Annotated in this window: 17 protein-coding genes; 7 read left to right on the top strand and 10 right to left on the bottom strand. The window is 66.5% G+C overall.

Features of this window, described 5'->3' with window-relative positions; translation table 11 throughout:
• Window positions 1–125: 125 nt before the first annotated feature.
• Both QXZ94_RS02720 and QXZ94_RS02715 read left to right on the top strand, forming a co-directional pair.
• Entirely contained in the window at window positions 126–1,019 is an 894-nt protein-coding gene (locus QXZ94_RS02720; protein ID WP_315719123.1) for a sugar kinase, read from the top strand.
• Between the two features lie 22 nt (window positions 1,020–1,041).
• Window positions 1,042–1,950: a ribokinase gene (locus tag QXZ94_RS02715; protein WP_315719122.1), complete on the top strand. Its 909-nt coding sequence runs from the start codon at window positions 1,042–1,044 to the stop codon at window positions 1,948–1,950.
• Here the strand turns inward: QXZ94_RS02715 and QXZ94_RS02710 are convergent.
• Window positions 1,947–3,182 carry an NAD(P)/FAD-dependent oxidoreductase gene (locus QXZ94_RS02710; protein WP_315719121.1) on the bottom strand — a complete coding sequence of 412 codons (1,236 nt, stop codon included), beginning with the start codon at window positions 3,180–3,182 and terminating at the stop codon, window positions 1,947–1,949. The genes QXZ94_RS02715 and QXZ94_RS02710 overlap by 4 nt on opposite strands.
• Before the next feature lie 150 nt (window positions 3,183–3,332).
• Here QXZ94_RS02710 and QXZ94_RS02705 point away from each other — a divergent pair, with 150 nt between their 5' ends.
• The gene (locus QXZ94_RS02705) at window positions 3,333–4,118 is read left to right on the top strand and encodes an enoyl-CoA hydratase/isomerase family protein (RefSeq protein ID WP_315719120.1); all 786 of its coding nucleotides are present in this window, start codon (window positions 3,333–3,335) and stop codon (window positions 4,116–4,118) included.
• An 8-nt stretch (window positions 4,119–4,126) separates the two neighbouring features.
• Here the strand turns inward: QXZ94_RS02705 and QXZ94_RS02700 are convergent, their stop codons facing one another.
• Together QXZ94_RS02700 and QXZ94_RS02695 are read right to left on the bottom strand one after the other, a co-directional pair.
• Complete coding sequence (locus tag QXZ94_RS02700) at window positions 4,127–5,845, bottom strand: IlvD/Edd family dehydratase (RefSeq protein ID WP_315726049.1); 1,719 nt, start codon at window positions 5,843–5,845, stop codon at window positions 4,127–4,129.
• Between the two features lie 135 nt (window positions 5,846–5,980).
• Window positions 5,981–6,799: an NAD(P)-dependent oxidoreductase gene (locus QXZ94_RS02695; RefSeq protein ID WP_315719119.1), complete on the bottom strand. Its 819-nt coding sequence runs from the start codon at window positions 6,797–6,799 to the stop codon at window positions 5,981–5,983.
• Between the two features lie 89 nt (window positions 6,800–6,888).
• Here QXZ94_RS02695 and QXZ94_RS02690 point away from each other — a divergent pair, with 89 nt between their 5' ends.
• Complete coding sequence (locus QXZ94_RS02690) at window positions 6,889–7,857, top strand: SMP-30/gluconolactonase/LRE family protein (RefSeq protein ID WP_315719118.1); 969 nt, start codon at window positions 6,889–6,891, stop codon at window positions 7,855–7,857.
• Between the two features lie 163 nt (window positions 7,858–8,020).
• Here QXZ94_RS02690 and QXZ94_RS02685 read toward each other — a convergent pair whose 3' ends face one another.
• The gene (locus QXZ94_RS02685) at window positions 8,021–9,451 is read right to left on the bottom strand and encodes an aldehyde dehydrogenase family protein (RefSeq protein WP_315719117.1); all 1,431 of its coding nucleotides are present in this window, start codon (window positions 9,449–9,451) and stop codon (window positions 8,021–8,023) included.
• A gap of 488 nt (window positions 9,452–9,939) precedes the next feature.
• Window positions 9,940–12,324 (bottom strand): transketolase, encoded by a 2,385-nt coding sequence (locus tag QXZ94_RS02680; protein ID WP_315719116.1) that lies wholly within the window; start codon window positions 12,322–12,324, stop codon window positions 9,940–9,942.
• Window positions 12,325–12,466: 142 nt separating this feature from the next.
• On the opposite strand from QXZ94_RS02680, the gene QXZ94_RS02675 reads away from it, so the two are divergent.
• From QXZ94_RS02675 to QXZ94_RS02665, 3 genes are all read left to right on the top strand, one after another.
• On the top strand, window positions 12,467–12,928 hold the full coding sequence (locus QXZ94_RS02675; protein ID WP_006613390.1) for an Lrp/AsnC family transcriptional regulator: 462 nt from the start codon (window positions 12,467–12,469) through the stop codon (window positions 12,926–12,928).
• Window positions 12,929–14,437: 1,509 nt separating this feature from the next.
• Window positions 14,438–15,541, top strand: coding sequence for a ferredoxin (locus tag QXZ94_RS02670; protein WP_315719115.1), 1,104 nt, complete (start codon window positions 14,438–14,440; stop codon window positions 15,539–15,541).
• Window positions 15,542–15,595: 54 nt separating this feature from the next.
• The gene (locus QXZ94_RS02665) at window positions 15,596–16,861 is read left to right on the top strand and encodes a 2Fe-2S iron-sulfur cluster-binding protein (RefSeq protein ID WP_315719114.1); all 1,266 of its coding nucleotides are present in this window, start codon (window positions 15,596–15,598) and stop codon (window positions 16,859–16,861) included.
• 285 nt (window positions 16,862–17,146) lie between these two features.
• Here QXZ94_RS02665 and QXZ94_RS02660 read toward each other — a convergent pair whose 3' ends face one another.
• The 5 genes from QXZ94_RS02660 to QXZ94_RS02640 all read right to left on the bottom strand — a co-directional run bounded on the left by QXZ94_RS02660 (window position 17,147) and on the right by QXZ94_RS02640 (window position 24,538).
• On the bottom strand, window positions 17,147–18,319 hold the full coding sequence (locus QXZ94_RS02660) for a fumarylacetoacetate hydrolase family protein (protein WP_315719113.1): 1,173 nt from the start codon (window positions 18,317–18,319) through the stop codon (window positions 17,147–17,149).
• Between the two features lie 114 nt (window positions 18,320–18,433).
• Window positions 18,434–19,381 (bottom strand): DMT family transporter, encoded by a 948-nt coding sequence (locus QXZ94_RS02655; RefSeq protein WP_315726047.1) that lies wholly within the window; start codon window positions 19,379–19,381, stop codon window positions 18,434–18,436.
• Between the two features lie 194 nt (window positions 19,382–19,575).
• A complete protein-coding gene (locus QXZ94_RS02650) occupies window positions 19,576–20,415 on the bottom strand; it encodes an aldo/keto reductase (RefSeq protein ID WP_315719112.1) in 840 nt (279 codons plus the stop codon).
• A gap of 197 nt (window positions 20,416–20,612) precedes the next feature.
• Window positions 20,613–23,306, bottom strand: a complete 2,694-nt coding sequence (locus QXZ94_RS02645) for a molybdopterin-dependent oxidoreductase (protein ID WP_315719111.1) — start codon at window positions 23,304–23,306, stop codon at window positions 20,613–20,615.
• Window positions 23,307–23,323: 17 nt separating this feature from the next.
• Entirely contained in the window at window positions 23,324–24,538 is a 1,215-nt protein-coding gene (locus QXZ94_RS02640) for an NAD(P)/FAD-dependent oxidoreductase (RefSeq protein WP_315719110.1), read from the bottom strand.
• Window positions 24,539–24,543: the final 5 nt, after the last annotated feature.

Genomic DNA, 24,543 nt, shown 5'->3' with positions numbered 1-24,543 from the left:
CAAGGGGCCGATCTCAACCACCATGGTGACGATTTGACGAAGAATTTCAGCGTTGATCCGCCTTAACCGCTTGCTAATCTGCGGCGCCGGGGCCGCGATCACCCCTTAGTGAGACAGAAATGCCCATGCAGGCCCTTTTCATCGGACAGACCTACATCGACGTTACGTTCATCACCGACCATATGCCGACCGGAGACGAGAAGCACGTCGCCTCCGACTACGCCGTGTCGTTCGGCGGCAATGCGGTGACTGCGGCATTTTGCTGCGCCAAGCTGGGCATCGTGCCGGACCTGATCGCCACGATTGCGAATGACTGGCTCGGGCGGATGTTCCAGGACATGACCGCGAAGTACGGCATCTCCGTACATCCACGGAAGGTGAACGCCTCCTCGCTGTCCTTCATCATGCCGAAGGACGGCAAGCGCGCCATCGTGCGCTGCCGCGACGATGCCCACATTCACCCGTTCCCGCTGCTCAATCTCGGCAATTGCCGGGCGCTCCACGTCGACGGCCATCAGCCCGACGCCGCCCTGCATTACGCCAAGCTGTGCCGCGAGGCCGGCATCCTCACATCCCTCGACGGCGGCGGCCTGCGCACCAACACGCATGAGCTGCTCGAATATATCGACGTCGCCATCGTCGCCGAGCGACTGTGCGAGCAGATGGACCTCACGCCGGAGAATATGCTCGACTACCTCAAGGGCCGCGGCTGCCGCATTGGCGGCGTCACCCAGGGCGAGAAAGGCCTGCTCTGGTACGACGAGCTCGGCGCGGTGCACACGCTGCCCGCCTATCCGATCCCGCGCGAGCGCGTCATCGACACCAATGGCGCCGGCGACGTGTTCCATGGCGCCTATGTGTATTCGTATCTCGCCAACCCGGCGAAGGGCTGGAAGGAGCATTTCGAGTTCGCCCGCGCGGCCTCGACGTTCAAGATCCAGAAGCTCGGCAACGAAGCCGGCCTGCCGACGCTCGCCGACATCGAGCTTGTCAGGCAGGAATTCGAGGCCCGCGTCTAGCGGCTGATCAGGGAGAACACCGATGGGGCGCGTGGTCGTAGCCGGCAGCATCAACATGGATGTCGTGGCAACGGCCGAGCGCCATCCCCGCATCGGCGAGACCGTTGCGGGACAGTCTGTGATGTACTTCCCCGGCGGCAAGGGCGCCAACCAGGCGGTGTCAGCAGCCAAGCTCGGTACGCCGACAGCGCTGATCGGCCGGCTCGGTCGTGACGCCTTCGGCGAGCAGCTGCGGGCGTTTCTCGCCGGCCAGGGCATCGATCTCTCGGCGGTGAAGGACAGCGCGAGCGCATCGACCGGCACGGCGATCATCACGCTGGCGAATGCCGACAACACGATCGTCGTGATTCCCGGCGCGAACGCGGAGGTCTCGGCAGACGATGTGGCTCAGGTGGAATTGACAGCGGGCGACGTGGCGGTGAGCCAGTTCGAGATCCCGCAAGCCACGATCGCCTCGTTCTTCCAGCGTGCCAAGGCAGCGGGCGCCACCACGATCCTCAACCCGGCCCCAGCCAGCGCATTCGACGGCGCGCTTTTCGCGCTGGTCGACGTGCTCGTGCTCAACGAGACGGAGCTCGGCTTCCTGGCTGGTGTCGATCTAGGCGACGCGCCCTCTCCGCAGCAGGTGACGGAAGCCGTGAAGGCGCTGATACCTCGCCGAGACCAGACGGTCTGCGTCACGCTCGGCCCGCGCGGCGCGATCGCCGTGTGTCGCGGCGACGGCAGGCTGGTCGAAGGCCGCGCGGTGAAGGCGGTCGACACCACCGGCGCCGGCGACTGCTTCGTCGGCGCGCTGGCGGCGCGGCTCTCGCAGGGCGCTGCGATCGCGGATGCGATCGCCTACGCCAACGTTGCGGCGTCCATCTCCGTGCAGCGGATGGGCGCCGGCCCCTCGATGCCCACGGCGGAGGAGGTCCGCGCGACCCTCTAGGCGAGAGCGCTCTTCAGGTCGAAGCCGGGATCAGCAGCCTTGGCCGCATCGATCGTGCCGCCCGCAGCCAGCAGCTTGCGGCCGAACATGTGGTCACCGGCGCGGTTGACGGATTCGATGCCGACCAGCCGGCCCTCCTTGTAACAGAATGCGGAGAATGCCTTTTGCGCCGGATCCCCGCGCAGCACGACCTGATCATAGCCCGTGGTGAGCCCCGCGATCTGCAGCTTGTCGTTGGCCTGGTCGCTCCAGAACCACGGCTGGCCGTCATACGGCTTGACGTCGCCCGTCAGCCGCGCGGCAACGCAGCGGGCGTGATCGGTGGCGTTCTGCACCGACTCGAGCCGCAAGGTGCCACCGAAGCGCTGACTGGTAAACAGCGCGCAGTCGCCGATGGCCGAGATGTGCGGATCGCTGGTCAGGAGGTACTCGTCGACCACGATGCCCGCGGCGACCTGCAGTCCGGCGTCCGCGGCGAGCTCGACATTCGGCAGCACGCCGACGCCGACTACGACGAGATCAGCCGGGATATGCCGGCCGTCGCTGAGGCTGACGCCGGTGACCTTGTTGCCATCGGCTTCGATGCTGGTGGACTGCACACCCAAATGAATGCGCACGCCGGCATCGGCATGCTGCTTCTGGAAGTAGTCGGAGATTTCCGCCGTGACGGCCCGCGCCATCACCCGCGCGCCGAGTTCGAGCACGTCGACCTCGAGGCCCTTGATACGCGCGGTCGCCGCGAATTCGAGGCCGATGAAGCCGGCGCCGATGACGACGACACGCTTGGCATCGCCGAGCAAGCTTCTGAGCGCTTCACTGTCGTCGAGAATACGCAGATAGCGCACAGCGGGGAAATTGGCGTTGGGAATGTCGAGCAGCCGGTTGCGCGCACCGGTGGCGAGCACGAGGTGCCCGTAGTCGAGCGTCCTGCCGGAGGCGAGCAGGACCCTGCGCTGGTCGCGCTGAACCGAGACGACACGGTCGTAGACGAGGTCGATGGCCTGGTCGGCATAGAACTTCTGCGGCCGGAACATCAGCGTCTCGGGACCACCGGTGCCCTTGAGATACGCCTTCGACAGCGGCGGACGCTGGTACGGCAGATGCGGCTCGTCATTGATCAAATGGATGGGATCGGCAAAGCCTGCCTGACGCAGCGAGGTCGCGAGCTGAAAGCCCGCATGCCCCGCGCCTACGATCACAACCGGTCCCTTGGTCACTGCGTCCTGCCCCATTCTGTCCGTATCCCGTGTTTGCACGCCTTGTCTGCTGCGGGTTTACCTCCCGTCATGCCAGCCGTGCCGGGTTGTCGCAGACTTCCCCGGCATTGTCACCGGCCCGCTGTGCGCTTTAAATGCGGCAACAACCATACGAGGGAGGATTGAATGTCGGACGCAGAAGCGGAACCTGCCCGCCTGAGCATCGAGGGCCCGATCGCGACCATCACGCTCGACCGTCCGGCCGCGTTCAACGCCATCAACCTCGCCATTGCGCAGCGCCTGCAGCAGCTCGCGGCGCAAGTCGAGGCGGATCCGAGCATCGGGGTGCTTGTTTTGAAGGGCGAAGGGCGTGCCTTCTGCGCCGGCGGTGACCTGCAGACGATCGGCGCCGCGGCCGAAGCCGATACGATCACACCCGTGGTCAGCGAACTGCTGCATCACTATCACGCCTTCATCGCCAGCCTGCGGCGCATGCCCAAGATCGTACTCGCCAGCGTTCACGGATCTGCTGCGGGCGCCGGGATGTCGCTTGCCTTCGCCGCCGACCTTTGCATCGCAGCCGAAGAGGCCCGCTTCACGCCGGCCTACGCCAAGCTCGGCGTTTCGCCCGATGGCGGCGGCACCGTCGGGGTCGTCGCCACCGCCGGTGTCCGGCGCGCGCTGCAGATCTTTCTGGCCGAGGACAGTTTCACGGCCGCGCAAGCCCATGAGTGGGGCCTGGTCGCCAAGGTCGTCCCCGGGTCCGAGCTCGCCGCAGCCACGGACGCGCTGGCGCAGCGGCTGGCGCAGAACGTGCCGGCCGGCATCGCCGCCACCAAGGCGTTGATCCATCGGGCGCCGACCAGCTCGGTCGAGGACCAGTTGGCCGCGGAGCGCGATGCGATCATCAATTGCATGCACACGGATGAATTCCGCGCCGCCGTGAAGCGGTTCACCAGCAAAGGAAAGTAGGACTGCGCTCACCCCTTCCCTTGCCCCTTCCCTTTCCGCCGCATGAAGTCGAAATCGCAGCCGTCATCGGCCTGCAGAATCGTTTCATGAAACAGATGCGCATAGCCGCGCTCCGCCCAGTCGGGCGTCGCGGCAGCCGTCAGTGCAGCGCGGCGCCGGTCGAGCTCGGCGTCGTCGACCAGCAGATCGATGCTCCGCTTGGCAACGTCGAGACGGATCATGTCACCGGTCCGGACCAGCGCCAGGGGACCGCCGACGGCAGACTCCGGCGTGATGTGCAGCACGATCGTACCAAACGCGGTGCCGCTCATGCGCGCGTCCGAGATCCGCACCATGTCCTTGGTACCGCCCCGTGCGAGCTTTTTCGGGATCGGCAGATAGCCCGCCTCCGGCATCCCCGGCGCGCCCTTCGGCCCGGCGTTGCGCAGCACCAGCACGTCGTCAGCCGAGACGTCGAGATCGGGATCATCGACCCGCAAGGTCATGTCCTCGACCGACTCGAACACCACAGCGCGCCCGGTGTGCTGCAGCAGCTTGGGACTCGCGGCCGAATGCTTGATGACGGCGCCGCGCGGAGCAAGATTGCCGCGCAGCACTGCAAGGCCGCCTTCCGGCTTGATCGCGTCGGCGCGCGAGCGGATCACATCTTGCCCAGGCACATCCTCCGCCGCAGCGACGATGTCGCGCAGCGACTGACCGGTGATCGAGCGGCAGTCCAGATCGATGAGATCGCCGAGCTGCTGCATCAGCTTCGGCACGCCGCCGGCGTGGTGGAAGTGCTCCATGTAGTGATCGCCGGACGGCTTGAGGTCGACCAGCACCGGCACCTCGCGGCCGATGCGGTCGAAGGCGTCGAGATCGATCTTGTGCGGGGTGCGGCCAGCGATCGCGGCGAGATGCACGAGGCCGTTGGTCGAGCCACCGATCGCCTGCAGCACCACCTGCGCATTCTTGAAGGCAGACGGCGTCAGCAACTCGCTGGGCCGCGGCCCCTTCGCCTTGGCCATTTCGGCCGCGACCCGGCCGCTGGCTTCGGCCGAGCGGAAGCGTTCGGCATGCGGCGCCGGGATCGTCGCGCTCATCGGCAAGGACAGGCCGAGCGCCTCGGTGATGCAGGCCATCGTGGAAGCCGTGCCCATCACCATGCAGGTGCCGACCGACGGCGCGAGCCGGCCATTGACCGCCTCGATCTCGCTGTCGTCCATCTCGCCAGCGCGATACTTGGCCCACAGACGGCGGCAGTCGGTGCAGGCGCCGAGCACCTCGCCTTTGTGATGTCCGACCACCATAGGTCCCACGGGAATGACGACGGTCGGCAGATCCGCCGACACCGCGGCCATGATCTGCGCCGGCAGCGTCTTGTCACAGCCGCCGATCACGACGACCGCATCCATCGGCTGCGCGCGGATCATCTCCTCGGTTTCCATCGCCATCAAATTGCGCAGATACATCGAGGTCGGATGCGCAAAGCTCTCGGCGATCGAGATGGTCGGAAACACGAACGGCATCGCGCCCGACAGCATGACGCCGCGCTTCACGGCTTCCAGGATCTGCGGCACGTTGCCGTGGCAGGGGTTGTAGTCGCTGTAGGTGTTGGTGATGCCGACGATGGGGCGGTCGAGCGCGTCGTCGGAATAGCCCGCCGCCTTGATGAAAGCTTTGCGAAGGAACAGCGAGAATCCGGCATCGCCGTAAGCGGTCAGTCCCTTGCGCAGGCCATCGGTCATGGTCTTCTCTTTCATTCTCTACGTCATTCCGGGGCGCGCGAAGCGCGAACCCGGAATCCAGACATTGTCTTACGCTCTCACAACGAGATTCCGGATTCGCGTCCTGCGGACGCGCCCCGGAATGACGACCTCAAACTAACCCCAATCGATGATCCGGCTGGTGTCACCATCGAACTCCGTGGTGCAGAACGCGCCGCCCTGGAAATAGTCCCCGATCGGATCGGCGGGCAGCTTGGCCTGCTCGGCCATGGCGTGCTCGCGGAAATCCTCGGCGCGGCCGGTCGGGCGATAACCGAGATCATAGGCGCGCTGGTTGTCCCACCAGGCACGTTCGTTGAGCGAGGCGCCGTACAGCACCTCGAAATGGATGTCCGGATGCTCAAGGCCGATGCGGCAGAGCTGGACGAGATCCTCGGGCTTCAGCCAGATCGACAGCCTCCGCTTGTCGAGTGGCTTCTCGCCGAAATTGCCGATGCGCAGGCACGTGACCTTCAGCCCGTGCTTGTCGGCATAGAGCGAGCCCACCGCCTCGCCGAACACCTTGCTGACGCCGTAGCGGCCGTCGGGGCGCGGCTGCACGTCGTTGTCGATCTTGCGGTGGCGCGGATAAAAGCCGACGGCATGGTTCGACGACGCGAAAACCACGCGCTTCACACCCTTGCGGCGCGCCGCCTCGAACAGGTTGTAGCCGCCGATGATGTTGGCCTGCAGGATGTCGTTCCACGGGCCTTCGACCGAATAGCCGCCGAAATGGATGATGCCGTCGACGCCTTCGCACAGCGCCTCGACCTGAGCGAGGTCGGCAAGATCGGCCGCCTTGAAGGTCTCTTGGCTGGAGAGATCGGCTGGCGCCCGGAGGTCGCTGAGCAACAGGTCCGGATAGATCGGCGGCAGCAGCTTCCGCAAAGACGTGCCGATTCCTCCGCTCGCACCGGTCATCAAGATACGTGGCATTTCATCCCTCGTGTTGGGTCCGCAGGTTTGCGGTCGTGACAAGCCGATGATAGCAGAGATCGCCAGGGCACAATAACGGGACCAGCCAAATGTCCGACGGAAACGCTCACGCGCAGGGCTGGCGCCCTGCCACTTTCTATCCCGATCCGGCGATCCAGGCGCTGGATCCGCGCTTCGAGAAGTACTGGCTCAAGCTGTCGGCCGTGGAACGTCTGGCGACGGGCCTGCGCTGGGCCGAGGGACCGGTGTGGTTCGGCGACGGGCGCTATCTGCTCTGCAGCGACATCCCCAATCAGCGGATCCTCAAATGGGAGGAGGAGACCGGCGCCGTCTCGGTGTTCCGGAAGCCGTCGAGCTTTGCCAACGGCAACACCCGGGATCGCCAGGGCCGGCTCGTCACCTGCGAGCACGGCGGCCGACGTGTCACCCGCACCGAATATGATGGCTCCATCACCGTGCTGATGGACTCGTTCGACGGCAAGCGGCTGAATTCGCCGAACGACGTCGTGGTGAAATCCGACGGCTCGATCTGGTTCACCGACCCGAGCTTCGGGCTGCTCGGCAATTACGAGGGCTACAAGGCCGAGCCGGAGATCGACACCCACGTGTACCGGATCGACGGTGCCACCGGCCAAGCGAGCATCGTCGCCGAGGGCGTGCTGGGGCCGAATGGGCTGTGCTTCTCGCCCGATGAATCCATCCTCTACGTCGTCGAATCGCGTGGGCAACCGACGCGCAGGATCCTCGCTTATGACGTCTCCGCCGATGGGACGAAGTTGTCCAACAAGCGCGTCCACATCGATGCCGGGCCGGGCACGCCGGACGGCATGCGCTGCGACGTCGACGGCAATCTCTGGTGCGGCTGGGGCATGGGCTCGCCCGAGCTCGACGGCGTCATGGTGTTCGCGCCGGACGGCGCGCCGATCGGACGCATCGCCCTGCCCGAGCGGTGCGCCAATGTCTGTTTCGGCGGCCTCAAGCGCAACCGCCTGTTCATGGCTGCCAGCCAGTCGATCTACGCGCTCTACGTGAATACGCAGGGCGCGCTGGGCGGCTGACCACACGTCGTCCCGGACAAGTGAGCGAAGCGAACGCGATCCGGGATCCATACCGCGTGATGCCTGCTTGAGCCCGTGTGGCCGACGCTCTGCATCAAAGCGTCGGCCGGTGGTTATGGGTCCCGGCGTTCGCCGGGACGACATTGTATTTGTAGCAGCCAACTCAAGCCGCGTTGTAGCCCGCGACGGCCTTGACCTCGAGATACTCCTCGAGACCGAACCGGCCCCATTCGCGGCCGTTGCCGGACTGCTTGTAGCCGCCGAACGGCGCGGTGCGGTCGTTCGGGACGCCTTGCAGGTTGACGTTGCCGGCGCGGATCTTGCGGCCGACCTCGCGGGCCTTCTCGATCGTCGGCGCGGTGACGTAGCCGGCGAGACCATAGGGCGTGTCGTTGGCGATCTTCACCGCCTCGGCTTCGTCCTGCGCGCCGATGATGACGAGCACCGGCCCGAAGATCTCCTCGCGCGAGATGGTCATCTCGGGCTTGACGTCGGCGAAGATCGTCGGACGCACATAGAAGCCCTTGTTGACGCCCTCGGGCAGGCCCGGGCCGCCGGCGACGAGGGTCGCGCCCTCTTCGATGCCCTTGTTGATCAGCGCCTGGATCTTGTCCCACTGGCCGCGATTGACGACCGGGCCGATGGTGGTGCCCTCGCCGCGCGGATCGCCGGCCTTGGTCTTGTCGGCGACGCCCTTGGCGATCGCGGCCACTTCCTTCATCCGCGCAGCCGGCACGATCATGCGCGACGGCGCGTTGCAGGACTGGCCGGAGTTGTTGAACATGTGCATGACGCCGCCGATGACCGCCTTGTTCAGGTCGGAGCCTTCGAGGATCACGTTCGGCGACTTGCCGCCGAGCTCCTGGCTGACGCGCTTGACAGTCGGCGCGGCGCGCTTGGCGACGTCGATGCCGGCGCGGGTCGAGCCGGTGAACGAGATCATGTCGATGTCGGGATGCTCGCTCATCGCAGCGCCGACCTCCGGCCCCAAGCCGTTGATCAGGTTGAACACGCCCTTCGGCACGCCGGCTTCGTGCAGGATCTCGGCGAAGATCAGCGCCGAGGTCGGGGTGAACTCCGACGGCTTCAGGATCATGGTGCAGCCGGCGGCGAGCGCGGGGGCGACCTTGCAGGCGATCTGGTTGAGCGGCCAATTCCACGGCGTGATCATGCCGACGACGCCGACCGGCTCGCGCACCACCACGGACGACGGCAAGGTCTCCTCGAACTCGTACTTCTTCAGCACGTCGAGCGTCGACATCAGGTGGCCGAGGCCGGCGCCGGCCTGCAGCTTCTCCGCCATCGGCAGCGGTGCGCCCATCTCGTCGGAGACGGCGGCGCCGATCTCCTTCATGCGGCCCTTGTAGATCGTGATGATCTTCTCGAGCAGTGCGACGCGCTCCTCGCGCGAGGTCTGCGAGAAGGTCTCGAAGGCGCGCTTGGCGGCGGCCACCGCCTTGTCGACATCGGCCTTGGAGCCCAGCGCAACCTCGTACATCGCCTCTTCGGTCGCCGGATTGACGACCGGGGTGGACTTCTTGACGACCGGATCGACCCAGGCGCCGTCGATGTAGAATTGCAGGCGATTGACCATCGGAAAACCTCTTCAGGTGGAAGCATATGGGGGAGCGGCTGCGCGCGGACCGGCATCCTGGCACGCGCGATCCGCGGGATGAACCCGCCACATGCGGGGACCGGGGTTGCGTCCCGCGGATATAGGAGCAAGGCCGCGACCGGCGCAAGCCGAGGCGCCTGCGTTTCGTCGCCGCTCCATTTTGCGCCGCAGCAAGCGCGGCTCCCCTGTTTCGCCTCCGGCCGGCCATCATTCCGGATGGCAGAATTTCCAGCTCGAAGATTCATTTCCGAGATGTGAACTGCTTCACATCGCCGTCCGATCGCCGTGGCTAATCTCCTCGTCATAGATATGACGGCATCTCGAAAGGACGCCGGACACGATTTCAGAACCGATACTTTCGCCAGTTCTTATTGCGTAGTCTTTCAGCACGTAGACATTTGATCCAAGTTGCGACGCCGTCTCCTTCACCCAGGTGAGGGGGCGGCGTCCTCGCTTTCGGCCCGCCCTCACACCGCCATCTTGCGATGCCGGACCGGCGCGCCCGTCAGGCTCTCGGCGGCGTCGATGATCGCGTTCGCGTCCATGCCATTGTGGCGATAGAGATCGTCGATCGTGCCGGTCTGGCCGAACTTCTCCACCCCCAGCGCCTCGACGCGATGGCCGCGCACCGAGCCGAGCCAGCCAAGCGTCGCCGGATGGCCATCGATAACGGTGACGATGCCGCAATCGCGCGGCAGCGGCGCCAGCAACTGCTCGATATGGCTGAGATGCTGCACGCCACGGCGATGCCGCCGCAGGCTGCGCGCGGCGGTCCAGCCGGCGTGCAGGCGGTCGGCCGAGGTGATCGCGAGCAGGCCGACATCGCGGCGGGATTCGCCGATCAGCCCGGTGGCCTCGATTGCTTCCGGCGCGACCGTCCCCGTATACGCGATGATCACCTCCGCGTTCGGCCCCGGCTTGCGCAGCCAATAGGCGCCGGCGGCGATGTCGGCTTCCATCTCCGGCGTCATGATGCGCTGCGGCTGGTCGACCGGGCGGGTCGACAGCCGCAGGTACACCGAACCGCCCTCGCCCGGCTCACGCTGCATATGGGCAAAGCCCCATTTCATGATCGCGGCAAGTTCGTCGACGAAAGCCGGCTCGAACGACGACAAGCCGTCCTGCGCCATGCCGATCAGCGGCGTCGCGATCGACTGGTGCGCGCCGCCCTCCGGCGCGAGCGTGACGCCCGACGGTGTCGCGACCACCATGAAACGGGCATCCTGATAGCAGGCGTAGTTCAGCGCATCGAGGCCGCGTTCGATGAAGGGATCGTACAGCGTGACGATCGGCAGCAGCCGCGCGCCGTTGATGGAATGCGACAGGCCGAGCGCGGAGGCCATGATGAACAGATTCATCTCGGCGATGCCGAGCTCGATGTGCTGGCCCTTCGGCGACGCCGCCCAGTTGAAGGTCGACGGAATCTTCTCGCTGCGGAACAGGTCGGCCTTCTCGGCATGCGCGAACAGGCCGCGGCGGTTGACCCAGGCGCCGAGATTGGTCGAGACGGTGACGTCCGGCGACGACGTCACGATGCGCGAGGCCATCGCGCTGTCGCTGCGGGCGAGATCGTTGAGGATCAGGCCAAAACCCTGCTGCGTCGACATCTGCGCCGCCGCGGTGAAGGTCAGCCGCTCCGGCACGTCGAACACGGCATCGTCGAGCCGGCGGCCGTCGCGGTTGAAGGGCACGGATTTGAGGAACGCCTCCAAGGTCGCCGCGTCCTGCGTCAGGCCCTCGAACTTGTCCCACTCATGGCCCGGGCGGATGTTCTGCTGCGCTCGCCATTTCTCCATCTGCGCCACCGTCATCAGGCCGGCGTGATTGTCCTTGTGGCCCTGGAACGGCAGGCCGACGCCCTTGATGGTGTAGGCGATGAAGCAGACCGGACGATCGTGATCGATCGACTCGAAGGCCTCCAGCATGCTCGCCATGTCGTGGCCGCCGAGATTGGACATCAGCGCCAGCAGCTCGTCGTCGCTGCGCTTGTCGAGCAGCCGCGTGACGTCGCCCTGGTCGCCGATCTCGTCCTGGATGTGCTTGCGGAAGGCCGCGCCACCCTGGAAGCACAGCGCCGCGTACAGCGCGTTGGGGCAGTTGTCGATCCAGCGCCTGAGCGACTCGCCGCCGGGCTCGGCGAACGCCTCGCGCATCAGCCGGCCGTATTTCACGATCACCACGTCCCAGCCGAAATTGCGGAACATGGTCTCGAACTTCTTCCACAGGCCTTCGCGCACGACGGCATCGAGGCTCTGGCGGTTGTAGTCGACGATCCACCAGGTATTGCGCAGGCCGTGCTTCCAGCCTTCCGCCAAGGCCTCGAAGATGTTGCCCTCGTCCATCTCGGCATCGCCGACCAGCGCGATCATGCGGCCCTCGCGGCGGTCCTTCATCCAGCCATGCGCCTTGACGTAGTCCTGCACGAGCGAGGAGAACAGCGTCTGCGCCACGCCGAGGCCGACCGAGCCGGTCGAGAAGTCGACATCGTCGACATCCTTGGTGCGCGACGGATAGGACTGTGCGCCCTTGAAGCCGCGAAAATTCTCCAGCTTCTCCCTGGTCTGGCGGCCGAACAGATATTGGATGGCGTGGAACACCGGGCTCGCATGCGGCTTGACCGCGACGCGGTCCTCGGGGCGCAGCACCGAGAAGTACAGTGCCGACATGATGGTCGCGAGCGAGGCCGAGGACGCCTGGTGGCCGCCGACCTTGAGGCCGTCGACGTTCGGCCGGATGTGGTTGGCGTGGTGGATGGTCCAGGACGACAGCCACAGCGCCTTGCGGGTCAGCGCGTTCAGGATGTCGAGACGATCTGACGATGCGGATGGCGTCAATGCGGATGGCTTGGCCATGGCGCGCGGCTCCCAGGGGCGTTCGGTGGATTCGTCGACTCTAATCCTCCCCGAGTGGCCATAATTCTCAAATTTTCGCGCACAGCGGGCTATTATTGGGATAATTTCCCACCGTACCGACCCTTTCCGGGACCCTATCCCAATGCCCGACCTCGACGCCATCGACCGCAAGATCCTCGGCCACCTCCAGGCCGACGGCCGCATCACCATGCAGGAGCTCGCCGACAAGGTCGGCCTCTCGGTCTCGCCCTGCCACCGCCGTGTCAAGCTGCTGGAGGAGCGCGGCGTCATCACCCGCTATCTCGCCACCGTCGACCAGAAGGCGCTCGGGCTGCACGTCTCGGTCTTCATCTCGATCAAGCTGGCGCGGCAGAAGGAGGAGGACCTCAAGCGGTTCGAAAAGGCCATCTCCGCCTGGCCCGAGGTGCTCGAGTGCTATCTGATGACGGGCAACCGCGACTACCTGCTGCGCGTGGTCGCGGCGGATCTGTCGTCGTATGAGGCGTTCCTGAAGACGAAGCTGACGCGGCTCGACGGCATCGCCTCGATCGAGTCGAGCTTTGCGCTGAGCCAGGTGAAGTACTCGATTGCACTGCCGGTGTGACGCACGCCGGCTCCTCGCCCACCGCCGTCGTCCCGGCGAACGCCGGGACCCATACTCCGCGGCGGTTGTGAGGCGCGAAAAGGCCAATGACCATCCAGCCACAAACTCCTCCCAGGGGGTATGGGTCCCGGATCGGCGCCCGACAACGCTTTGCGTTGCCGGGCTTGTCCGGGACGACAGCGGTGGGGACCGAGGCGGCTCGGCTCCCGCGAGCGATGTGTCGCCTGTTGCATTGAGGATGCGGGCGCGAGCCCATACCTTTCCTCCGTCATTCCGGGGCGCGCGGAGCGCGAGCCCGGAATCCATAACCACGATCGTGCGTATGGATTCCGGGCCCGCGACGCTGCGCGTCGCGTCCCGGAATGACGACCATTGTCGTGTCGACGGAATTGCCACAAGCATCTGAGTCGCCACACGAGCTCGGGATTTCCACACGCGTCTTCATCACATGTGTTCGCGATCCCGCGACGCACTTCGCCCGGGTCATGCTGATCTCATCGCCCTTTTGGAAGTGAAGGGCGCAGGGAAGGCCGGGCGCTGGCCGCGCCCGTGGCCCGCCTGCGAAAAAGAATGCAGGCGGCAGGTACCACAGGTCTGGCCGAGAACGCCCGGCCTTCCCCGCGCGATGGTTTTGACGGCTGCTTCGCGTTCTCCCTGGTGCGCCGGGCTTTCTGGCCACCATCACGAGCGCGACACGCTGAGGCATCGTCACCCGCTTGATATCAGCGTCGGGATATCAGGACCGCGCGACTTGACCGTGCGTGCATCATTGTTCGTCCGCGCGACTGATCACGCTGCAACGACACACGCCCATCGCATTCCGCTGCCGACGTCCATGACGACCGCGATACGTCCCCTCCGACGCAACGGAATGAGCGGGAGCATAATGCTGATTTCACGAAGTCGCCAAGCGGTTTATTTTTCATCCGGGGGCTGGACAGGATTTGCGCAGGCAATCTGATTTGCCCGTCGGGTCGCCACGCGCACCGCCGGCCTCTCCCAGCGTGCGGGGAGAGGCCTGATTGCATCGGCAGATGCAATCAGGATCAGGGGAGACTCTCCGCTGGGCTGGTGCGCGCGGCTGCCCCTCCCCCACCCCTCTCAGCGCGAGCGAAGCCTTGATCGCGCCTGCGATCTGTCACGGCCAAGGCCGTCATTGATCCAGATCAAACGCCTCGGGAAAACATCTCCCGCTTCCAATCAAATCCTTGATGTTCCTCGGTTTGATCCAGATCAAACGGCCGCATGCCTACCGCAGCATGGCCCAGACACGTCCATATTGGCCGTCAAAAAGCGCCACATCTCGCCGTCAGATTCTGCGGCACAGCATGCGCTGATGACGCGAACTAACAGGCACGGCGGACCAACACGTCCGGCCCGACGTCGTCACACCAGCGCGCCCGTACAGAGAAACCAGCGTCCTGGAAAGCAATGCGAAACAACAGCGCTCAACGTTCGGCTCAACACGATTATGCTTCGTACCAACGACAGACCCGGCCGCTCACCCATGTGGCCGTGAACGTGGCTCCCGCCCGATATCAGCCGGCCGCGCAGCCCGGCAGCCGCAGCACGGGGCGCGGCGAGCGGCGGTTCTGGCTGACGATGCAGACGGTGATGCTGGTCGTCGGCGTTCTGCTGGTGAATCTCTTGCTGTTCTTTCCCGCGCTCGGCATCGCCTTGATGTGGAATCTGCTGATTCCGGTCGCGCCGGCGCTGGTGACGATCTCGCCCGGGCTGTGGCGCAACATCTGCCCGATGGCGACCTTCCATCTGCTGCCGAACAAGATGGGGATCTCGCAGAACATCCGGATGCCGGAATGGGGCGCGGCGACGCTCGCGGTGATCAGCGTGACGCTTCTCTTCATCGTGGTGCCGATGCGACGCATCGGACTCAATGTCGACGGCCCGCTGACGGCGGTCATGCTGCTGTCGGCTGCGTTCATGGCGTTCGCGATGGGCTCGGTGTTCGAGATGCGCTCGGGCTGGTGCACCTCGCTGTGCCCGATCCACCCCGTGGAGCGGCTCTACGGCACCAATCCGGCGCTGACCTTCAAGAACGCCCGCTGCAACATCTGCGAGGCCTGCAGCAATCCCTGCCCCGACTCGACGCCGGAGCTCACGCCGACCGCGGGCGTGCCGACGAAGGTCCAGCAGTTTCTCGGCAGCTTCCTGACCGGCAGCTTTCCGGGCTTCGTGTGGGGCTGGTTCCAGGTGCCGGACTATCCGCCGCAGCAGGTCGGCAGCGCCGAGATCATCACGGCCTATGTCTGGCCGTTCGGTGCGGCCATCATCAGCTACATCCTGTTCCGGATCGGCGAGCACCTGCTGCGCTACAAGCCCGCCACCCGCACCCGGATGCATCGCATCTTCGCGGCGACTGCGATCAGCACCTATTATTGGTACCGCCTGCCGGGCCCGGCCTCGCTGCTGCCGGACTGGTTTCCGCTGGTCTCGCATCTCGTCACGACGCCGTTCTTCTTCTGGTTCCTGGTGCTGCGCTCGCCGAAGGTGAGCTGGCTGAAGCGGCCGGTGATGGCGTCGAACTACTGGTCGAGCCGGTTCGAGAGCACGACCAACAAGAACCTGATCCGCGTCTCACCCGGCAAGGCGTGATCGCGCGGCACAAGCCCCAACACAGTCATCGCGTATTCGATCGAGGAGTTGATCATGTCGAACTTCAGGACCGTCACCGTCAAAGGCCGCCAGTTCCGCGTCCGCGCGGGTGACGTGCTGCTCGATGGGGCGCTCGCCAACGGCGTCGAGATTCCGTTCGACTGCCGCGCCGGCACCTGCGGCACCTGCATGGTCCACGTCTCCAAGGGCCAGACGGTCTGCGGCGAGACGCATACGCAGGGCATGATCTACGCGTGCCAGGCCCGCGTGGTGTCAGATCTCGACGTCGAGATGGAGGACGTGCCGGAGATCGACATCAGCAAGGCGCGGCTCGTCGGCCTGCGCGAGGTGGCGCCCGACATCATGGAGCTGATGATCGCGCCCGAGAAAAGCATCAGCTATCTGCCGGGGCAGTACTTCAAGTTCACCTTCAACGGCTATCCGGCGCGCGCCTACAGTCCGACGGCGTCGTTCGACGGCCGCATCGGCGGCCGCGTCATCCATCTCAACATCAAGCGCGTGCGCGGCGGACGTGTGACGACGGCGCTCGGCAGCGGCATCCGTCCCGGGCATCGGCTGCGCATCCAGGGGCCGTATGGTCATGCGTTCCTGCGCCCCGGCGGGACCGGCCGGCTGATCCTCGTCGGCAGCGGCACCGGCTTTGCGCCGATCTGGGCGATCGCGGCCATGGCGCTACGCGAGCAGCGGAGCCGGCCGATGGTCATCATCGCCGGCGCCAAGAAGCTGCCGCAGCTCTACATGACGCCGATCCTGGCGCAGTTGGCGCGACTGCCGAACGTCACGATCATTCCGACCGTGGAGGAAGGCCCGATCAATCACGCCTCGATCCGCACCGGGCGCATCGAGCCGCATATGCCGACGCTGACCGCCTCCGACGTGGTCTATGCCTGCGGCTCGCCGCGCATGGTGAGCGCGCTCGCCGGCATGGTGGAAAAGGCCGGCGCGACGTTCTACGCCGATCCGTTCGACCCGGCCCCGCCGGAAGCGCCGTCAGGCCTGATCGGACGCATCAAGACGCTGGTGGCGCGGCGGCCGGCGGAGCCGGAGCCCAGCCGCGACAGCGGCAAGAGCCCGCGCGACGCCTCGGTCGATCCGTTCGAGCGCGCGCTGTCGCTGGTGCCGAAGGATCCGATCGAGGACGATCTCGGCCTGCGCCGTCCCGCCGAGCCGCGCCGCAGCACGGCCGCCGAGCGCGATCACGCGCTGTCGCTGGTCCGCGAGCGCGCGCTCGGCGATCAGGCGTCATTGCAGGAGCGCCCCCGCCGCGCTGCCGGGCAGATGGCGTCGGGGCACGTGTGAGGCCGCCCCTGCCGTCGAGGACCGCCGCACGGCATGGATTTGGGTTCAGAAGGCTCCCAGACCACCGCGGTCATCCCCGCGAAAGCGGGGATCCAGTACGCCGCGGCCTCTCGGTGGACCCATTCAGGCCGCGGCGTACTGGATCGCCCGGTCAAGCCGGGCGATGACGACTGAGTGCTATGAGACGTCCTAGGCTATTCCTCACGCGCGCTGCGGCGTATGGATTCCGGGCTCGCGCTTTCGCGCGCCCCGGAATGACAGCGGGGGGTGTGGAGGCCGCGTGCCTCAGATCAGTTTGCGCCTGGCCAAACTGCGCATCAGCGCGCCGACGCCGAACGTCCACGGCTCGCATTCGTCGCTGTTGCGCATGCGGTTGACGAGGCGGCCGAGCTGGGGCGCTGAAATCGTGACGATGTCGTCGCGCTTGTGGGTGAAGCCCTGCCCCGGCGCATCGCGGTCCTTCACCGGTGCGAACATCGTGCCGAGGAACAGCGCGAAGCCGTCGGGATATTGATGCACGGCGCCGATGGTCTGAGAAACCAGATCGGTCGGATCGCGGCTGATCTTGCTGATCGAGGAATGGCCGTCGAGCACGAAGCCATCGCTGCCGGTCACGTTAAGCGCGACGTCCATCTTGCGCACATCATCCAGCGTGAAGCTCTTGTCGAACAGGCGCAGCAGCGGGCCGATGGCGCAGGAGGCGTTGTTGTCCTTGGCCTTGGAGAGCAGCAGCGCCGAGCGGCCCTCGAAGTCGCGCAGATTGACGTCGTTGCCGAGCGTGGCGCCGACGATGGCGCCGCGGCTCGAGACCACCAGCACGACCTCCGGCTCCGGATTGTTCCAGGTCGATTTCGGATGCAGCCCGGCATCCATGCCGGTGCCGACCGACGACAAGGTCGGCGCCTTGGTGAAGACCTCGGCGTCGGGACCGATGCCGACCTCGAGATACTGGCTCCAGGCATTCTGCTCGATCAGCACCTGCTTGAGGTGCATCGCCTGGTCCGAGCCCGGCTTGAGCTTGGAGAAGTCGTCGCCGACCAGCCGCACCACCTCCTTGCGGATCGCCTCGGCCGAGGCCGGGTTGCCGCGCGCGCGCTCCTCGATCACGCGCTCCAGCATCGAGATCGCGAAGGTGACGCCGGCGGCCTTCAGCACCTGCAGATCGACCGGCGCCAGCAGCCATGGCTTGGCGGGATCGCGGCGATCGGGCGAGGTGTTGGCGAGGATGGCGGCGAGATCGCCGATGCGCTCGCCCTTCATCGCTCGCAGCGCCGCGGCCGGATCATCCTGCTCGCAGAGGGCGCTGACGGTGGGGAAAGCCGAGGTCACGTCGAACACGCCGTCGTCGCGCACGGCCACCACCGCCGGGCCATCGACGTCAGGTCGCCAGATGCGGCCGACCAGCGTTCCGCTGGCGCCGTCGTCCGGCAGGACGGATTCGGGCGTGAGATTGATCATGGCTGCGTGCTCCCCTGTTGTTCTTGTTGCTCAGCGCACCCGTAGCATCGGCGGGCGCAGGCTCCAAGCCGCACAGTCTCATTTCGGGGAGGAGGCCGAGCGACCGAGCGCCGCTCAGGGATTCGGCGAGCTTTCGCCGGCGACCTGCAGCAGTTGCGAGCGGCGGACACGCTCGCGATGGGCGGTGTAAAGGCCGCTGGAGACGATGAAGGCGGCGCCGACGATGGTCCAGACGTCCGGCAGCTCGCCGAATACCAGGAAGCCGAGGATGCTGACCCACAGCAGCTGGGTGTAGGAGAACGGCGCCAGCACCGAGGCATCTGCATAGCGGAAGGCGAGCACGACGATCCACTGCCCCATGGTCGAGGCGACGCCGACCAGCACGCCGAAGGCGATGTCCTGCCAGGACGGCGTGACCCACACGAACGGCACCATCATCGAGAGCACGCAGACGCCCGCGATCGACGAATAGGTCATGATGGTGATCGCGTGCTCGCGCCCGCTCATCATGCGCGTCATGATCAACGTGCAGGCCCAGGCGAAGGCCGAGACGATGGGGAACAACGCGGCGAGATGGAATGCACCGGTGCCGGGCCGGAGGATGATCAGCACCCCGCACAGGCCGACGGCGGTGGCGATCCAGCGGCGCAGGCCGACCTTCTCGCTCAGGAAGACGATCGACAGCGCGGTGACGAACAGCGGCGCGACGAAGCCCGTCGCCGAGGCCTCGGCGATCGGCAGGTAGCGTAAACCGGTGATGAACATCAGTGACGAACCGAGCAGCGCGATGCCGCGCAGCAGCTGGAACTTGAGCTGCTCCGTGCGCATCGCAAACAGCGGCGAGCCCGGAATCATCGCTGGCACCATGATGAGCGAGAAGATGACGAAGCGGATCCAGGTGATCTCGATCGAGGGCAAGGTCTTGGAGAGATATTTCGCCGTGACGTCCGAGGTGCCGAGGAACACGGTCGACAGCAGGATGAGCGCGATGCCGCGGAATGGCCGGTCGGCGCGCGCGGGCGCGCGCTTGCGCTTCGGCTTGTCCTGCAGCGTCGTCGGCACGTCGTCGAGCCGCGCGGCGGCAGCCGCGCTGGGGGGCGGGGTCACGGTCGAACTCGGAATTGGAATGCAAAACGAATCGGTGAGTGGCGACAAAACGCCAATCACGGCTCGCCGACAACCCGTCGAAAGCGGGCAGCACTTATGCGTTGCTCACGCGCCGGTAGCAAATATCCGTAATACTCCGTGATGCTGCACTACAGCATGGGCAGGCCGCGCGGCTTCGGACCGCGCGGGAAGGCGCGATCGATGGCGGCAATCTCGGCCGCGGTGAGCGCGATGTCGCCGGCGGCGGCGTTCTCCTCGGCATGTTCGAGACGCGACGCCTTGGGGATCGCGAGCAGAGATGACGCGCGGGTCAGGAACGCGAGCGCGATCTGGCGCGGCGTCGCCTTGTGCTGCTGGACGATGCGCTGCAAGACTTCGCCGCCAGGACTGCGCGGCTCCGGGAAGTCATCGTGGCCGAACGGCGAGTAGGCGACCACGGCGACGCCGTGCTGGCCGCACCACGGGATGACCGCGTGCTCGATGGCACGCTCCTGCAGGTGGTACAGCACCTGATTGCAGGCGATCTTGCCCTCGCCCGCGACGTCAAGCAGCTCGTCGAGATCGTCGACGTCGAAATTGCTGACGCCCCAGGACGCGATCTTGCCGGCGGCCTTGAGCTCCTCGAACGCGGCGACGGTCTCCTCCAGCGGATAGGAGCCCGGCCAATGCAGCAGATAGCAGTCGAGCCGGTCCGTCTTGAGGCGCTTCAGCGAGCGTTCGCAGGCGGTGATCGTGCCCTTGCGCGAGGCGTTGCTGGGCAGCACCTTCGACACCAGAAACACCTCGTCGCGGCGGCCGGCAATCGCCTCGGCGATGACCAGCTCGGCATCGCCATACATCTCGGCAGTGTCAATGTGGCTCATGCCGCGGTCCAGGCCGCGCTGCAACGTGGTGATGGCCCGTTTGCGGTCGGCGTGGTCGAGATACCAGGTGCCCTGCCCGATCACGGACACACTCGCGCCGCCGGTTCCGAATGTCTTGTGCTTCATTTGGGAGAGCATAGAGGATAGCGGAGGTGGCGTCGATTGGCTCGCCCAGCGCGTAGTCAACCAGCAACGTCATTCCGGGGCGACGCGCCAGCGTCGAACCCGGAATCCCGAGATTGGTTTGCGCCAATTACCGCTCAACACATCGAGATTGCGGGTTCGAGGCCTGCGGCCTCGCCCCGGAATGACGGTGGAATTGGCTAGCTCGCCACTTTCACTGCATCAGCCGCCTGCGCCGGCATCTGCGCGATCAGCCGCTTCATCTCCGGAATGCACGAGCCGCAATTGGTGCCGGCCTTGAGCTGCGCACCGATCGCGGCGGGCGTGCGCGCACCGGCCGCGATCGCCTCGCAGATGGTGTCGCGGCCGACGCCGAAGCAGGCGCAGACGATCGGGCCGCCACCGGTGCCATCCGGCGCGCGGCCGGACAACAGCATGCGGCGCTGCTCGTCGTCGAGACGATCGGCGGCGAACATCGTCTTGACGACGTTCCAGTCGCCGGCGTCGTGGCCGGGGCCGACGAACAGGCACGTCGCGATGCGATCCTCGGTGAAGGACGCCGCGCGATAGACGCCGCCGCCGACATCCATGTAGTCGGCGACGTCCTCGGTGGCATGCGCCTTCAGCCAGGCCGGCCAGCGCGAAAGGTCGCCATTGTCGGCGAACAGATAGCCGAAGCCACCCGGCACCGTGGCGCGCACCCACCACAGATTGGACGGTAGCGCGATCTCGTGGCGTGCAAGGATGAAACCGCGGAATACATACTCGTAGGGGCTGATCGCGGCCGGCGTCGCCTTGGCCTCGGGCTGGCCGGAGAACGGATCGGTGTGCGAGGCGACCAGCGCGCCGACGCGGCCATGCGAGGCGTTGGTCGCATTCCAGTGGATCGGCGCGAACAGCATGCCGCGCTGCTGGCGCTCGCTGACGACGACCTTGAGGATGCACTGGCCGTGCTCGGTGGTGACCTTGGCAAAGCCGTCATGCATCAGGCCGTAGCGCAGCGCGTCGTCCGGATGCACCTCGACGAACGGCTCCGGCAGATGCGCCCCCAGACGCGGGCTGAGGCCCGTGCGCGTCATCGTGTGCCACTGGTCGCGGATGCGCCCGGTGTTGAGACGCATGGGACGCGCGGCCGTGGTCTCGCCGCGCAGCGCCGGGACCTCGGGCGCGACGAAGCGCGCCTTGCGGTCGTTGGTGTAGAAGGCGCCGTCGGCGAAGAAGCGCGGCGACGGCGGCCTGCCCGCAGGCGCGGGCCACTGCACCGGGGCCATCATGTCATATTCGTCGTTCGACAGCGTCGCCAGCGCGCCGATGTCGAAATCGCGGCTGCCGTCGTTCTCGAACGCCGACAGCGCCGCATGCTCGCGAAACACGTCGGCCGCGGAATTGTAGTTGAAGGCGGAGGCGAAGCCGAGCCGCTTGCCGACCTCGCTGAGGATCCACCAGTCCGGCATGGCCTCGCCGGCCGGTGGAAGAAACGCGCGCTGGCGCGAGATGCGGCGCTCGGAATTGGTGACGGTGCCCGACTTCTCGCCCCACGCCTGCGCCGGCAGCAGCACATGGGCGCCGACATCCACGGTGTCGTTGGAGCGGACGTTCTCGGAGACGACGAACAGCTCGAGCTTCTTCAGCGCAGCACGCACCAGATCGGCATCCGGAAGCGACACCGCGGGATTGGTGCCGATCACCCACAGCGCCTTGATCTGGCCGCGCGCGATCGCCTCGAACATCGCGACCGCCTTCAGCCCTTCATGGGTGGCGATGTTGGGCGCCTTCCAGAAGCGTCGGACACGATCCGTGTCCGGCGGCGTGAAACCCATGTGGGCGGCGAGCTGATTGGCGAGACCGCCGACCTCGCGCCCGCCCATCGCATTCGGCTGGCCCGTCAGCGAGAACGGCCCCATGCCCGGCTTGCCGATGCGCGCGGTGGCAAAGTGGCAGTTGAGGATCGCGTTGACCTTGTCGGTGCCTTGCGCCGACTGGTTGACACCCTGCGAATACAGCGTGACGACCTTCGACGTATCGCGGAACAGCTTGAAGAAAGCGGCGACGTCGGCCTCCGACAGGCCGGTGGCGAGCGCGGTGGCGCTGGCGCTGCCGGCGAGGCTGCGGGCGCGCGCAAGCGCGTCGTCGAAGCCCAGCGTGTGGCGCGCGATGTAGTCGCGATCGAGCGCGCCGGCGTCGGCGAGATGCACCAGCAGGCCGGAGAACAGCGCCGCGTCGGTGCCCGGCTTGAGCCCCAGGAACAGGTCCGCTTCCTCAGCCGTGTCGGTGCGGCGCGGGTCGACGACCACGAATTTGGCGCCCCGTCCCTGCTTGTTCGCCAGCATGCGCTGGTACAGCACCGGGTGGCACCACGCGGCATTGCTGCCGACGAACACCAAGAGATCGGCCTGGTCGAGATCTTCATAGGTGCCGGGCACGGTGTCGGCGCCGAAGCCGCGGCGGTGGCCGGCGACCGAGGAGGCCATGCACAGCCGCGAATTGGTGTCGACATTGGCCGAGCCGAGAAAGCCCTTCATCAGCTTGTTGGCGACGTAATAGTCCTCGGTCAGCATCTGGCCCGAGAGATAGAACGCCACCGCATCCTCGCCGTCGCGGGCGACGATGTGCTTCATGCGGCTCGCGACGTGGTCGAGCGCATCGCTCCAGGCGACGCGCTCCATGCCGCCCTTGCAGCGGATCATCGGATGCAGCAGGCGGTTGTCCAGCCCGAGCGTCTCGCCGAGCGCCGAGCCCTTGGAGCAGAGCCGGCCGAGATTGGCCGGATGCACGGGATCACCGGAAACGGCGGCACCGCCGTTGCCGTCGGGCGTGGCCAGCACGCCGCAGCCGACACCACAATAGGGACAGGCCGTGCGCACCGTGCGCAGCTTGGGATCGACAGTGGTCATCGTCGTGCGAGCCCCCCTCACGCAGCCTTCGGCCGCGTCCCCACGCGGCCGAACATCATCGCCGTCCGGATCGACGCGATCGGCTCGCGATTGCGGATCAGGTCGCGGTACCACAAGGCGTCCTGTGTCTCGCCGATCAGCACGGCGCCAGTGAGGCGCCCCTGCGCGATGACGAGCTTCTTGTAGATGCCGCGCCTCACATCGTTGAGCACGATCTGCTCGCTGCCCTCGGCTCCGATGAAATCGCCGGCCGAGAACACCGAGACGCCCGACACTTTCAGGTTGGTCGACACGACGCTGCCGCCATAGGCCGCCTTGCGCCCGGCCAGATGGCGCGCCAGAACCCGCGCCTGCTCGTAAGCCGGTTCGACCAGCCCATAGCAGGTGCCGCGATGCTCGGCGCATTCGCCGAGCGCGAAGATGCCGGGCGCCGATGTCTGCATGGCGTCGTCGACCACGATGCCGCGGTTGACGGCAAGCCCCGCCTCCTTGGCGAGCGCGACATTGGGCTTGATGCCGGCGGCGAAGATCACGGCGTCGGCGGCGATCCGGCGGCCATCGGCCAGCTCGACACCCTCGACGCAGCCGTCGCCATGAATGGCCGCGGTGCTGGCATTGAGCAGCACCTCGATGCCCTTGCGCGCCACCAGCGCCTTGAGCAGCGCGGCGGCCGGCGCATCGAGCTGCCGCTCCATCAGCCGGTCCATCAGATGCAGCAACGTGACCCTGGCGCCGGCGCGCGCCAGACCGTAGGCCGCTTCCAGCCCGAGCAGTCCGCCGCCGACGACCACGACGCGCGTCTTCCGCGCCGCGAGCGCCAGCAGCACGTCGGTGTCGCGGCTGTCGCGGAACGTGTGCACGCCGCGCAGATCGGCCCCCGGCACAGGGAGCCGCAACGGCAGCGAGCCGGTGGCCAGGACCAGGCGCGAGAACGCCACGTTCTCGTCGTTCTCGATCTGAAGCTCGCGGCGGCCGACATCGATGCCGGTGACCCGCGCGCCGTATTTCAAGGTCACGCCGCGCTCGCGCCACCAGGTGGCCGGCTTGAGCTCGATCTCGTGCGACGCCGCCTCGCCGGCCAGCACCGATGACAGCAGCACACGGTTGTAGGCGAGCCGCGGCTCCTCGCCGATGACGGCGATGGCGTAGCGGCCGAGCGCCGTCTGCGACAGCTCCTCGACCAGCTTTGCTGCGGCCATGCCGTTGCCGACGATGACGAGCGGTTCACTCAACGCCT

This window comes from Bradyrhizobium sp. SZCCHNS2022 (assembly GCF_032377575.1).
GTDB lineage: Bacteria > Pseudomonadota > Alphaproteobacteria > Rhizobiales > Xanthobacteraceae > Bradyrhizobium > Bradyrhizobium aeschynomenes.
Note: the sequence above shows the minus strand (reverse complement) of the source record. Positions and strands in the feature narration are given on the sequence as shown.